Consider the following 13,580-nt stretch of genomic DNA (forward strand, 5'->3'; position numbering starts at 1 on the left):
GCACGGAGAGAGGAAGTTCCCATGGGTTTCGCCCCCGTCGGTGGTTCTGGTACGTCAGGCGTGAATCCGGCAGATGCCGCGCGCCGTGCCGAGGCAGCCCGCCAGCAAGCGGAGGCCGCGCGCAAGGCCGCGGAGGCCGCGCGCAAGGCCGCGGAGGAGGCCCGCCGTGCCGCCGAAGCCGCGCGTCGCGCCGCCGAGGCCGCGCTCCAGCAGCAGGCCGCCGCCCAGAAGGACGCGGCGAATGCGCAGCAGGCCGCGCGGAAGCCGGGGCAGACGCCCGAGGTCGCGAAGAAGTCGCAGGCCGATGCCGCCGCCGCCGCGAAGGCACTGCAGCAGGCCTCCGAGAAGGTCGCCACCGCCAACAAGGGCTTGCAGGCCGCCGAGGAGAAGGTGGCGCTGACGGCGAAGCAGGCCCAGGAGGGCATGGGCAGGGCGAACAGCCTCGCCCTCCAGGAGAAGAAGACGCCGCCCTTCACCCAGAAGGAGCTCGACGGCATCAAGCCGAAGGCCAACGAGCTTGCCTCCGCCTTCGAGGGGACGAACCGCAGGGCGGAGCTGGAGAAGCTGCTGGGCACCGCCCCCCCGCCGAGGACCGAGGCCCCGCCAGAAACGGGGCTCGCGCCGAATACCCAGGCGGGTGAGAAGCCTCCCGCCTCGCTCGACGTGGTGGATGCGAAGGACATCGAGGCGGCGCGCAAGCTGCCGGACGGGCAGACCTACACGGACCCGTCCTCCGGCGCGAAGTATCAGGTGAAGAAGAACGCCAACACGGGCGAGATGGTGCTGTCCGACCCGGCCAGCGGCAACACCGTCACCGTCAAGCCAGACGGCAGCTCCACCTCCACGGTGACGTCGAAGGAGCAGACGCAGTCGGGCGGCTCGCGTGAGACGTCGTGGACGAAGTCCTCGGATGCGCAGGGCCGGCCCACGGGGCTCGAGTCGCGCAGGAGCCAGACGGAGCAGCACCCGGAGACGGGCAACACCACCACCACGTCCACCACGAAGTACGACGCCTTCAAGTCTCCTCCCGTGCCGCGGTCGCGCACGGAGGAGCTGCGCATGGAGAAGCCTCCGGCGGAGCTGGCGCGGCAGCCCGGCGTGCCCCAGGGCCCGGCGACGGTGAAGACGGAGACGGAGTTCAACGCGCAGGGCCTGCCGGCGAAGCAGGTGAAGACGACGCAGGTGCAGACGCCGGGCTTCAAGGCCGATGACGTCAATGCCTTCGAGGCCGGCCAGAACACGGCCCTTCAGAATGCTTCCAAGGGGGAGGGGCACCACAAGGCAAACAATGCGCCCACCTCCCTCAAGCCAGGCGAGTCCAGCCTCACGCTCACCGAGGAGACCCGCTTCAACGCGCAGGGCGAGCCCGCCGTGTCCACGCGGAAGTCGGAGACGGTGGCCACCCAGCCGGTGAAGTCGGACAAGAATGGCAACGGCGTGCAGGTGGTGCGCAGCCAGCAGGAGGTGACGCGCGGGCCGAAGGACGCCGCCTCCACCGACTCGCTTCCCGCCATCTCCTCCAAGACTCCTGGCAACGTCACGCAGCGCACCACGGTGACGGGATATGACCCGGACGGCAGCCGCTTCAAGCCGGGCCACGCCAGCCGCACCCAGACGGTGTCCCAGGCCTCGGGCACGGTGGATGCCAAGGGTCAGCCCCAGCTCCAGCACCAGCCCACCGAGGTGAAGAGCCTCCAGGAGGCCAACGACAACCGGTGGAAGTACGACCACGTCAGCTTCGAGGTGGGCGCGGACGGCAAGCCGGCGCCTGGCAAGGAGCCCAAGCGGCTCGACAAGGAGCGCCAGCTCCCCTGGCTCGACGATGCGAAGGACTTCGTCGTCGACGGGCTGATGGACCTGGCGAACGCGGCGGGGGACATCGCCGGGGACGCGCTGAACTTCGCGAAGGAGGCGCTGCTCAAGCCGGTGGATGTGGTCCTCGACCAGGTGACGGCGCCGGTCGAAGACACGCTGGCGGATGAAATCAAGAAGCTCAACAGCCCCGGCGACGCGCTGACGTTGAGCGGAAACCTCGCGGGGAAGGTCGGCCTCAAGGGCGGCCTCGATGGGGAGGTCGAGGTCGAGATGACCTCGGACGGCAAGTACCAGCTCTCCGCCGAGGTGACGGGCGACTTCGGCGTGGGTCTGGTGGCCTCGGCGTCCGTGTCGGCCGGTGGCCGCGTGGAGATGACGTTCGACACGCCGGAGGAAGCGGCGCGGGCGGCGGTCATCATGGGCAAGGGGCCGGCGGCGGTGGCCTCGGGTGGCGAGGACCAGAAGTTCATGCGCGACCACCTGACGGCGATGGAGGTGAACCTCGGCGTCCAGGCCGAGGCGGGGCTCGGCGGAAACGCGGGTCCGTTCAACGCGGAGCTGTCCGCGAGCATCGGCGCGACGCAGAGCTACCGGGTGGAGTTCGAGAACGGCAAGCCGACGCACCTGGTGAGCACGGTGGAGGTCGAGGGCTCCGCCGCGGCGTCCATCGCCGCGGGCTTCAAGGACAAGCTGGGGGGCCAGTACGGCGGCGAAGTCTCGGGGACGGTGAGCCTGGAGACCCGGATTCCGCTCGACCGGAGCAAGGTGGACGTCAACGACATGATGTCGTTCATCTCGAATCCGGTGACGGCGGCCCTCGTGGATTCGGCGGAGACGACCATCTCCATCGAGGGCACGACGGACCTGGGGAAGGAGGGCCGGTTCTTCACGACCGAGCTCAGCGGCCTGAGCGGCAAGGACCTGCAGGGCGTCGCGAAGAAGCTGATGGACGGTGACTTCAAGAAGGCGTTCGACGGCGTGCAATACGAGTCCAAGACCACCTCCGGCTCGTACAAGGACGATGAGCTGGGGTTTGGCGTGAAGCTTGGCGTGGTGGACATCGAGCTCAACGCGCGACACCGCGACATGACGGCCGAGGGCAGCGGCGGCGATGCGGGGCCCAAGGTCGAAGTGGGAGGCGAGGGCGGCGGTGGGGGCGGTACCCGGAGGAATCGCGGCAGCCAGGGGGCGTCGGGGAGCAGTGGCGCGTCGGGTGGGAGCGGCTCGACGGGCGGGAGCGGCGGCACGTCGGGAAGCAATGGCGCGCCGGCCGGGAGCAACAGTCCGACGAGCGGGAACAACGGCCCGGTGAGCGGGAGCAACAGCCCGACGGGCAGGCCGCCGGCGACCCGTCTTTCGCCCACCGAGTTCAGGCTCAATCCCGCAACGGGCCAGCTCATGCCCGTGGCGCCAGGGGACGGGGGGCCCCCGCGCACTACACGGCCCGAGCGGCCCGGTACGCCGGAGCTCACCGGGGGGCGGCCAGCAGCACCCACTTCCCCTGGCGATACGCGCGCCACGTCCGAACGTCCCGTGCCAGTGGTGAGGAACCCGGAGCTTCCCGGACGCACCACCCACGTGCGCTATGACAATGGGCAGGTCCGCATCGAGGCGGGGCCGGCCGCGACGCTCGAGGACATCCAGGCGCACATGGAGACGGCCCGCGTGCTCCAGCGGTACGAGGGCGCCAGGGGGAAGGTGCGGCAGCTCATCGACAAGGTGAAGCAGGTCCTCACCGGCATGCCGGGCTACGGGAGCCAGGGCTTCGAGTCACGGCTGGAGGTGCGGAAGCTCAACGCCATCCTCCAGGGCTTACAGGCCACCCAGCGGCAGCTCGAGACGACCATGGCCGGAGCGACCGGTGGCACGACGCCCGCGACCGGGACGCAGCGCGCGGACCTGGAGCGGCAGATTGCCAGCGTGGAGCGGCAACTCCGCACGCACGAGGCGCAGGTGTACTCGCTCGATGCGGGCCGCGGGTACGTGGCCCGGGAGGACGACACAGCAGCCCCTCCTCCGGGCACGGGAACGGGCCGGTCGACGATGAGCCCCGAGGACCGGGCCATCCGGCTTCTGAGCGGCATGGACGAGCACTACGTCTACCCGCCCGGTGAAACCACGCTGGAGCGGATGCGGGCGCCCGCGCGCGAGTGGGAGGTGATGCCGTTCTATCAGTCGAATGCGCCGCTCCAGCGGGAGACGAGAGCGTTCAACGCGGCGGTCGCGGACGTGACCCGGCTGCAGCAGGAGGCCAGCCGGGCCACGGGGCCCGAGCGGACCCGGCTGGAGGGTGAGCTGCGCGAGGCCCAGTCCCATGCACGGTCGCTCATCCGCCGCGGCGTCCGCGCGCTTACGGGTGACCACATCATGTCGAACGCCGCCATGCTGGTGCGACAGGCCGCAGGGGACCTCATCGACGTGAGGGACACGGGCAGGGCCCGCGACCTCGGCCGGGACAGCCGGCAGAACGAGGGCACCTCGATGAACGTGACGCAGTACAACCATCGACACCTGAGCGAGACCTGGTTCTACCGAAACACCCAGGCGCGCGTGCAGGAGGACGCCCGGAACCCCGAAGCCGCGGTGCAGCGGGACTCGAGGGTCTACCTCGAGGACCTGCGACAGACGAACCGACTGACGCCCGCAATCACCGCGGACTTCATCCGGCTCTACTGGAGCGGCATCGTGAACGGCACGCACGGGCGCAGCCAGGCCCACGAAGAGATGCTGATGGACTACCTCGACCACGCCGAGGCCACGAGTCGCGCCTCGCCCTGAATGCGGGTCCGGTGCGGAGGCTCCATCCGTCCGGCGGCGCGGAGGGGCTTCCTCGTTTCAGGGCAGCACGGTCACCGTGTCACCAGCGAGGCGTACCTTGACGCTGACCTCGTTGGGGAGCTTGTTGTCCTCGTCGACGATGTGGTTCTCGTCCACGCCCACGCGCACGGTGTACTCGCCGTCCGGGGTATCGGTGACGTCCAGCCACTGGCAGGGAACGTCGGCGGTGTAGACGTCCGACCAGCCGGGAGAGATACCCGTGCCCGGCAGGTACTCGGAAAACGGGCGGCCATCCGCGCAGTACTGGGTGAAGTCGATCATGTAGAAGCCCTGCTTGCGGCCCACCGCGGTGTCCTTTCCCGTGGCGTCGCGCAGGGCATAGCCGGCGAAGTCCTTCAGGTGGTGGTGCTCGTGGCACTCGTCGTAGATGAAGAGGTCCGGCCTCTTCTCCGGCGCGGGCACCACGAGCGGGCCGGTGCCCATGTTCATGATGGAGGTGGAGAAGCGCAACAGGCGCCGCTCGCCGCCCGCCGGCACGCAGCCCTCGCGCACCTCGCAGGAGTCCGCGGCGAAGGTCCTCCGCTCCACGTAGAGCGAGCGCGCGAGCACGTCCCCGTCCACCGTCAGGTCCGGCTTGCCGTTCACCGGGTCCACCGCGAGGTTGCACGTCTTCATGGGGGCCAGCGCGGGCGCGGGCTCCGTCGAGTCGGGCACCGCGCCACCGCCGAACACCACCACCCTGCCCGGGAAGCGCGTGCCGTCCGGCGGCAGGCCCACGACCAGGTCGTCATGGCCATCTCCATCCAGGTCGCCCGCGGCCGCCGCTACCAGATAGGTCGGGCCCAGGGCCGTGCGGGGGTCGAGGCGGTTGGCTCGCGGCCACGCCCACACCGGCTCCAGGGGACCGGACACGTTCTGCGTGGGGCGGAAGAGGTACACGCGCCCCACGGCGGTGACGACGAAGTCGTGGCCCGTGCTGCCCTCCGCCATGGACCCCACGGGGACGACGGCCTGGCCGAAGGTGGTGTAGAGCTGGCCGAAGAGGGGGAAGACCGCGTCGTCCATCGCCTGCCAGGTGACCTCCGGCGAATAGCCCTGGAGCGAGGCGTCGGACAGGTGCAGGCGCTGGCTGCCATTCAGGAGCATGAGCGCCTCCGGGCGGCCGTCCCCGCTCAGGTCGGGCAGCGCGTAAAAGGCCTCGGCCACGCCCGTCCACACCGGCTGCGCCGTCAGCGGCCCCTCACATGCTTGCGGGCTGCCCGCCTTGCACCCCAGGAAGAGCCCCACCGTGAAGTCATCCCCGGTCACCAGCAGGTCCTGGGCCCCGTCCCCGTTGGTGTCTCCCGCGGGGGCCAGGGTGCCGGACATCGTGCGAACAGGGGTGAAGGCCCCCTCTGGCGCCCCGGGCGTCGCCTTGTACACGGTGAGGACCCCGACGAGGGTGGAGACGGCGAGCTCGTCCTTTCCGTCCCCATCCAGGTCCAACAGTCGTGCGCCGCTGAAGCGGGTGGCGGTGGACTCGGCGGGCACGCGGAACAGCGGCTGGGCCAGCACCTGGGACAGGTCCGGCCCGCCCTTGAACACGCTGACGCCGTAGTAGGAGATCACCAGCACGTCCGAGTACGCGTCCCCGTCGATGTTGCCGGTGCTCGCGGTGAGCTTGCTGCCCGAGGCTCTCGGGCTGGGGTGCACCCACGACATCGTCGTGGTGACCGGCGTCTGGGAGAAGTCGCGCGCCTCGCCCGCGTACAGCGATACGCTCCCCGGGTCCGGCGGCGTGCGGCTGACGCATGGCGGTGACGTCACCAGCAAGTCCTTGCGCCCATCCCCGTTGACGTCGCCTACCGCCACAGTGCGGCCGAAGCACTCATTGGGGTTCAGGCCGTCTCCGGCCACCTGCCAGCGCGGGGTCTCGGAGAGGGTGGGCCCGGCGGTGCCACCGCCATCGGGCGTGCCTGCATCGGGCTGGGGGGGCGGGTCGTCCTTGCAGCCCGTCATCGCCAGTAGCAACACGACCGCGCAGAACCGTGTGTCTCGCAGCCTCATGGGTCATTCACCATCGCCACTGCCAGGAGTGCGGAAATCCTTGCCTTGTTTTGAATGCTCAATTTCTTGCCTTCTCACCTGAAAGTGGAGGAACCCACGTGACACTTCTCTCAGTGAGCCGGCGCAGGGAAAATTGATGCAGGAAATCTTTCGATTTCCGTAGAGCACAATGAATTTCAGGCCCTTGCGTGGACGTGTGAGCGGCTGAGCAAGGCGGCTGGCATACGGGACTGGCGCATCCAGTCCATGGTGCTGCTCGGCGGAGATGCGGGCCTGCGCAGCGGGGGCGCGCATCGCGTTGGAGGGGTCGGACGGGGAGTGGAGCCGATCCTGAGCGTCGGATGAGCCAACCAGCCCACGACCCTCAACACTGCCCCTATTCGTCTATACCTTCGTCATCGCGGCGCGGGGTGCGTCGCCGCGTCAGCGAGGCGTGCATGAGAGGTTCCTGACGGCTCGGCTCGGCACGCCTCATTGCGCGAACCCAAAATAGAGTTGAGTAACAAAGCCTTCCACCCCAGGAAGGCGCGCTAGGAGAGCATCTGAAGACACGTACGCTGATTCGCGGGTTGCTGCTCGTGGCAGGGCTGCTGGCGATTGGATGTGGCGGTGTCGAGACGGATGTACTGGAGCCGTCCGACCTCATGTCGCGGGAGGATGCAATCAACTATTGCGACGTCAACGAAGACTGCCTGTCTTACGAGTCATGCGTTTCCCACAGGTGCCTTCGACCCTGTAACCCGAACGGTAGTTGCCCCTCGACCTACACGTGCCGGGGGAGTGGACGTGGAGTGTAGGTGCCCTTCACCCCATGCGACGCGCTAATTGCAGAAGACGTAGCTGCTGCACTGCCCGGAGGCGAGCGTCGGGTACGTCCCGGGGATGCTCGCGGACGTGGCGGCGCACTTCGACACCGCCCACTCCTTCAACGTCTTGTAGCCGATGCACTGGAACGGCTGCGGGTCCCCGAGCCACGTAATCTGGCAGCAGTAGTGGCTGCCGAGAGTCTGCTCGGAGCCCTCGCCTTTCATGGCCTCGTCCAGCGCGCCTGCTTCGTCCTCCGTGGCGACTGACGCGGAGGCTCCGGAGATCTCCGACGGCATGAGGACCTGTGCGGACTGCGCCTCGGGGGAGTCCGAGGTGAGCGGCTCCTCCGCAGGGCCACAGGCCGCCACGAGGGCGAGGAGCGAGAGGATGGACAGCGAGTTCAGACGGGACGGGGCGCTTCGGGGCATACGGTCCTCCTGAGGAGTGGACTCACGACGACACTCACTGCATGTGAATAAATACACCCAATTCATAGACAGATGTAATTACGTTGCATGACGCAGCGAGGCGTCGCAGCGCGGTGTTGCGTCATGCCGGTGGTAAACCGGACGAAGTGCCGCCGCTGCGGACGTCCTGCTCCGCAATCGTGTGCGCCGCGCATCGTAGGGGCTCTGGAACTCCCGCCGCGCATCCACGAACTCCAGCCTGGCCAGGACACCATGACCTACAGACACTTCTTCCGCGGCCCGACACCCGCCTTCGTGGCCAGGGCGCTCTCAGCGCTGGCGCTGACTGCCGCGATGGCGCTCACCGTGCCCGCCGCTGCGGCCGCGCGCGCGCCCGCTGTCGCGCCACCGCCGTTCACCCAGGTCATCGAGCGCGAAGTGCCGGCCATCATGAAAGAAGCCCATATCCAAGGCGCGGCCGTGGGGCTGATTGTCGGAGGCAAGCTGGTCTACGCCAAGGGCTTCGGCTACGCGGACCACGCGGGCAAGGTGCCGGTGACGCCCGACACGGTGTTCGTCGCGGCCTCGCTGTCCAAGCCGATCGCCAGTTGGGTGACGATGCGTCTGGCCGAGCAGGGGCGCGTGCAGTTGGATAAGTCGGTGGCCGAGGTGCTGTCGCCGTGGCCGCTGGCGCAGAACGAGTTCGACCATCGCCTCATCACGATCCGCCGCCTGCTGTCGCACACTGCGGGCACGACCTTGGGCGGGTATCAGGGCTGGCTCGACTTCAAGGAACTGCCGAGCCTGGAGGAGTCGCTGGCCGGCGAGACCAACGGACGCGGTGCGGTGGAGTTGTTCGCGCCAGTCGGCGTGAAGTTCCAGTACTCCGGCGGCGGCTACACCCTGATGCAGTTGGCCATCGAGCGGACCACGCAGCGTAGGTATTCGGACCTGGCGCGTGAGCTGGTGTTCCGGCCGCTGGGCATGAAACACAGCAGCGTCGCCATGACGCCAGAGGTGCTGGCCGGCGCAGCGCAGGGACACGACGACGGTGGCAAGCCGGTGCCGGCGCGTTACTACGTCGAGCAGGCGCCTTCGACCCTGACCACCACCGTCCGCGACTTCGCCCGCTGGATGATTGCCGGCATGGCGAACACCGCCGGCGCGCATCCACTGACCCAGGCGCAACTGGCCCAGATGTATACACCCGCGGAACTGAGCACGCCGCGCGCGCCCGATGAGGCGGTCTACGGACTGGGCCACTTCATCGAACGCCTCGGCGACGGCAGCACCGCCGTCGGTCACGATGGACGCAACCAGGCCGGCTTCCGCGCCAAGTTCTTGATGCGTCCGCAATCCGGCGACGGCATCGTCTTCTTCAGCAACTCCCGCAGCGGCCTGGCCCTGGACCGCGTCGTCTGCCTGTGGGGCGCCGACGTGGCCAAGGTCGATCCGGTGACGACCTGCAAGAAATAGCGTTGCCGTTCCACCGGGTGCCTGAAGCTGACCCGTTTTCGCGGGGCATCTTCATGAGCGGATTGATGAGGGTGACGCGCAGGGACACGCCCTTTGGCAGCTTCGGCTGCACGCGGTAGAAGTCCCGCGCGTGAGCCCCTTGAAGACGTCGATGACGAACGACCCGCCGAGAACCTCGCCAGGCCGGGCGGCTGTCCTGTTCGCCGTGACCTCTGGCGGTGCGGTCCTCGTCGGCTGCCTCGTGGCCGCCGCTCATGCCGTCCCGGCAGTCTTGTGGGCGCGCAACGCTGGCGCCTGGATTGTCGGCGCCCTCCTGGCCACCGTGCTCGCCAGGACCGCCACACAGCGCGCGGCACGGGTCATCCTGCCGTTGGCCGTGGCGGCGATTGCGGCCACGCTCCTCAGCAGTGGGCTCTCGGGCGTGCACCGCTGGATTGGCTTCGGCCCCGTGAGACTCAACGCCGCCGAGCTGCTGCTGCCGATGACGCTCGTCGCCTGGGCGGGCGTGGCCGTAGGACGACGCCCCCTGTGGCTCTCGGTGCCGGTGCTTGCCATCATCCTGGCGCTCCAGCCCGATGCCTCGCAGGCGGTGGCGCTGGCTGGCGCCGCCATCGCGGTGCTGCTCGCCCACCCGTTGCCCCATTCCTTCAGGTTCATGGCGGCGGTCATCCCCGTGGCGGCGGCGGTGATGGCTGTCTTCCGCCCGGATCCGCTTCAGCCCGTGCCCGAGGTCGAGGGCATCATCGGCCTGGCCCTGGAGACGTCTCCGGCCCTGGCGCTGCTGGCGTTGGTGACGCTGGCCGGCGCGGTCCTGTCTCCGCTGGCAGCGGCGGGTGTCTCCCGCGCGGCGGCCCTCGGGCTCACCGTCTACCTCGCGCTCTGCGCGCTGGCGCCGTGGATGGGTGCGTTCCCCGTCCCGCTCGTGGGCATGGGAGTCAGCCCCATCCTTGGAGCGTGGTGCGGCATCGGGTTGCTGGTGGGCCTGGGCCGCTCATCGGGCCACGAGCGACACGGAGGGCAGCCCTCCAACGTTTCCGCGTCGAGCGGGTGACACGCACACTTGCAGACGGTGTTTCCTGAGCATGTCCATCGTCAATGCTCGGAGTCTCGAAGTCAGACAGAATGCTTCGCGCGAGAGTGTGCTCGCGCGACGGTCGAAGGCGCGTCTCCATCCGGATGGCGGCAACAGGACACGGCGCTCGTCTCTGGGGCGCGCGGTGTTTTCCATCGTCCTGCTCCTCGGGATGGCCGGAGCGGTCAGCGGCTGCAGTGACGACGACGAGCCCACGTCGTCGCTACACGCGGACCTGCAGGCCACTCTCGACGACGCCGTCGCCAGGGGCGTGACTCCCGGCGTCGCCCTGGTCGTCTCCTCGCGCAATGGCCAGTCCTGGTCAGGCGCGGCCGGTCTCAGCGATGTCGAGCGGAAGCTGCCAATGTCCGCGCAGGACTCCTTTCGCGCTGGCAGCATCCTCAAGACTCTCGTCGCCACCGCCGTGCTGCAGTCCGTCGAGCGGAACGTGCTCGCTCTGGACGACACCCTGACGGAGCGGCTGCCGGCGAGTGTGACGGCCCATATCGCGAACGCGGAGTCCATCACCCTGGCCATGCTGCTCGGTCACCGGTCGGGCATCCCGGAGTGGGTCACGGATGAGACGAACCAGGCCATCGTGGCCGACCCGGAGCACGTCTGGACGCTCGACGAGATTCTCGGCATCGTCGAAGCGCAGCCGCCGACCTTCGCTCCCGGAGCGTCGTACGGCTACTCGAACACCAACTACGTGCTCCTCGGCGAAATCCTCTCAGCCGCGGAAGGTCGCAGCTGGCGCGAGGTCGTCCGCGAGCGCGTCATCGCGCGAGCCGGGCTCTCGCACACGACTCTGCCCGAGCCGGGAGACACGGACTGCGCGGCGTCTTGCGCGCGGGGGTACGTCCCGTTCGACGACGAGCTGATGGACTTCACCGCCGTCGACCCTTCGATGGCCGGGGCCTCCGGCGGTCACGCCCTGGTGACGACGGCCTTCGACCTCACCACCTTCTGGAAACAGCTCCGCGCCGGTGCGCTGTTCGAGCGCGCGGACACCCTGGACGCCATGCTCTCGTTTCAACCGGCACCCGAGCCCGAGTCCCGGCTGGTTGGATATGGGCTCGGCGTGATGCAGCTCGAGTCCCAGGGGACCGTCGCCGTCGGGCACCTGGGCACCACGGCGGGCTACCAGAGCTTCATGCTCTATGTGCCGGCGACCGACCGCTACGTCACGGGGTTCACCAACGTGATGGGTGACCTGGCCGCGGTGCTCGTGCCCATCCTGGACCGCGCGTCACGCCCCTGAGCCCGTTCGTGGGCGGTGGGGTCACCGCCGCGCCGCCGTCCTCAGTGCCTCCATCAACCCATCCAGGTCCGCGTCGGTGGTGAGCGGGTTGATGAGGGTGACGCGCAGGTACACGCCCTTGGGCAGCTTCGTCTGCACGAGGTAGAAATCCCCGCGCGTCACCAGCCGCTCGCGCAGGCGCGCCTGCAATGCGTCCCACTCCTCCGCCGGCACATGCGCCGGGGTGTGGCGGAAGCAGAGGATGTTGCAGTCCGGTTGCACCGCCACCTCGAAGTCTCCAGCGGCGGCCAGGCGCTTCGCGAACCTCCGGGCCTGGTCATACGACTCCGTCACCGCGTCCGAGAACAGGCGCGTGCCCAGCACCGCGAGGCAGGCGTACACCTTCAGCGCCATCATCTCCTTGGTGCACTCCATGGTGCGCATGCCCACGTCGCTCCACGGCCGCTCGCCGTCACCGTGGAACAGGTAGCTGGCCTCCTGCGCGAAGGCCTCGAACGAGCGCGCCCCGTCGCGGAAGAGCACCGCCGTCACCAGCGCCGGCATCAGCAGGCCCTTGTGCGCGTCCCACACCACCGAGTCCGCCCGGTCGATGCCGCGCACCAGGTGCCGGTGCGTGGGGCTGAGCACCGCCGACGCCCCGTGCGCCCCGTCCACGTGGAACCACAGCCCCCGCTGCTCGCAGAAGTCCGCCACCGGCTCCAGCGGGTCGAACGCTCCCGTGGCCGTGGACCCCGCGCTCGCCACCACCGCAATCACCTTGCGCCCCGCGAGCGTGGCCGTCTTGAAGGCGGCGTCCAACGACTCCGGCCGCAGGCGGAAGTGCTCGTCCACCGCGACGGGCGTCACGCCGCCCTCGCCCCAGCCCATGATGCGCGTGGCGCGCGAGACACAGTAGTGCGCCGTCTTCGCCACCAGCACCGTGAGCGGCGGGCCCGCGTGCGCGCCCTGGTTCCACGCGTCGTAGCCCGCCTTCGCCTGCCGCGCGGCGAGCAGCGCGGTGAGGTTGCCCAGCGAGCCTCCCGAGGTGAGCACTCCATCCGTGCTCTCCGGCAGCCCCAGCCGCGCCGCCATCCACCGCAGCACGTTGCGCTCCATGGCGGTGGAGACGGGGCCCATCTCGTACACGGCCATGCCGTTGTTGAGCAGCGACGACACCGCGTCGCATAGCGCCGCCAGCGGCACCGGCGCCGTCACCTGGTGGCCCACGTAGCGCGGGTGGTGCAGGTGGTTGGAGCCCGACAGCACCCGGGCCACCAGGTCCGCGAAGTCGCCATTGGGCTCCTCCGGGAAGGCGGCGGCGAAGCGGTCCACATTCACCGCGGGCGCGGCCCAGGGCAGCACCGGCCCCTCGCCGCGCTCCGCCCCGGCGAGGTAGCCCGCCAGCGTGTCCACCAGCCGGTGTCCCTCGCGGCGGAACGTCTCTGCGTCGTACGCGGCGGCAACCCGTTCACGGAAGTCCGTCATGGCGCGCGGAACCTAGCCGCGCCACCACCACCGGGGGAATGCACCCTCCGTCCGTTTCCAGGAGTCCTGGACTCTCCCGGTAGGAGGGGCCTTGAGCGGGCACGGCGGGAAGCGAGCAGGCGGGCTGGCGTGGCGCCCGGCGGCGCACTAATTCAGGGGAGCGGGCGCACGCGCCGTGCGCCCCATGCACACGCAAAGGAGGCCCCTCATGGCCGACCCGAAGGTGTCGATTACGTACTGCAATTCCTGAGGCTACAAGCCCCGGGCCGCCCGTGCGGCGGCCGCACTGAAGGACGAGCTGGACCTGGAAGCGGAGCTGATGACAGGACCTTCGGGAAGCTACGAGGTCGCCGTGGACGGCAGGGTGGTCATCAAGAAGCAGACGCTGGCGTTCCCCACCGAGCAGGAAATCGTGGACGCCGTGTCGAAGGTGCTGGGGAGGTAGCCCGCTGAC

The 13,580-nt window shown here is 69.3% G+C and carries 8 protein-coding genes; 5 read left to right on the plus strand and 3 right to left on the minus strand.

Annotated features, from left to right (window positions below; all coding sequences use genetic code 11):
• Positions 1–21 precede the first annotated feature (21 nt).
• Positions 22–4,593: a hypothetical protein gene (locus OV427_RS26375; protein WP_267858938.1), complete on the plus strand. Its 4,572-nt coding sequence runs from the start codon at positions 22–24 to the stop codon at positions 4,591–4,593.
• 57 nt (positions 4,594–4,650) lie between these two features.
• Here OV427_RS26375 and OV427_RS26380 read toward each other — a convergent pair whose 3' ends face one another.
• Together OV427_RS26380 and OV427_RS26385 are read right to left on the minus strand one after the other, a co-directional pair.
• Positions 4,651–6,639, minus strand: a complete 1,989-nt coding sequence (locus OV427_RS26380; protein ID WP_267858939.1) for a lysyl oxidase family protein — start codon at positions 6,637–6,639, stop codon at positions 4,651–4,653.
• Between the two features lie 821 nt (positions 6,640–7,460).
• Complete coding sequence (locus tag OV427_RS26385) at positions 7,461–7,874, minus strand: hypothetical protein (protein ID WP_267858940.1); 414 nt, start codon at positions 7,872–7,874, stop codon at positions 7,461–7,463.
• Positions 7,875–8,126: 252 nt separating this feature from the next.
• Here OV427_RS26385 and OV427_RS26390 point away from each other — a divergent pair, with 252 nt between their 5' ends.
• The 3 genes from OV427_RS26390 to OV427_RS26400 all read left to right on the plus strand — a co-directional run bounded on the left by OV427_RS26390 (position 8,127) and on the right by OV427_RS26400 (position 11,662).
• The gene (locus OV427_RS26390) at positions 8,127–9,329 is read left to right on the plus strand and encodes a serine hydrolase domain-containing protein (protein ID WP_267858941.1); all 1,203 of its coding nucleotides are present in this window, start codon (positions 8,127–8,129) and stop codon (positions 9,327–9,329) included.
• 130 nt (positions 9,330–9,459) lie between these two features.
• A complete protein-coding gene (locus OV427_RS26395) occupies positions 9,460–10,380 on the plus strand; it encodes a hypothetical protein (protein ID WP_267858942.1) in 921 nt (306 codons plus the stop codon).
• 166 nt (positions 10,381–10,546) lie between these two features.
• Entirely contained in the window at positions 10,547–11,662 is a 1,116-nt protein-coding gene (locus OV427_RS26400; RefSeq protein ID WP_267858943.1) for a serine hydrolase domain-containing protein, read from the plus strand.
• A gap of 21 nt (positions 11,663–11,683) precedes the next feature.
• Here the strand turns inward: OV427_RS26400 and OV427_RS26405 are convergent, their stop codons facing one another.
• Complete coding sequence (locus OV427_RS26405) at positions 11,684–13,126, minus strand: pyridoxal phosphate-dependent decarboxylase family protein (RefSeq protein WP_267858944.1); 1,443 nt, start codon at positions 13,124–13,126, stop codon at positions 11,684–11,686.
• Positions 13,127–13,334: 208 nt separating this feature from the next.
• Between OV427_RS26405 and OV427_RS26410 the strand changes: the two genes are divergently transcribed.
• Positions 13,335–13,571, plus strand: coding sequence for a SelT/SelW/SelH family protein (locus tag OV427_RS26410; protein ID WP_267858945.1), 237 nt, complete (start codon positions 13,335–13,337; stop codon positions 13,569–13,571).
• The last annotated feature ends 9 nt before the right edge of the window (positions 13,572–13,580 follow it).

Origin of the sequence: Pyxidicoccus sp. MSG2 (assembly GCF_026626705.1) — a bacterium.
GTDB lineage: Bacteria > Myxococcota > Myxococcia > Myxococcales > Myxococcaceae > Myxococcus.

Bases quoted from the DNA above. Each gene is read 5' to 3' on its own strand.
- OV427_RS26390 (WP_267858941.1), top strand. From the start codon at position 8,127: ATGACCTACAGACACTTCTTCCGCGGCCCGACACCCGCCTTCGTGGCC.
- OV427_RS26385 (WP_267858940.1), bottom strand. From the start codon at position 7,874: ATGCCCCGAAGCGCCCCGTCCCGTCTGAACTCGCTGTCCATCCTCTCG.
- OV427_RS26405 (WP_267858944.1), bottom strand. From the start codon at position 13,126: ATGACGGACTTCCGTGAACGGGTTGCCGCCGCGTACGACGCAGAGACG.
- OV427_RS26375 (WP_267858938.1), top strand. From the start codon at position 22: ATGGGTTTCGCCCCCGTCGGTGGTTCTGGTACGTCAGGCGTGAATCCG.
- OV427_RS26380 (WP_267858939.1), bottom strand. From the start codon at position 6,639: ATGAGGCTGCGAGACACACGGTTCTGCGCGGTCGTGTTGCTACTGGCG.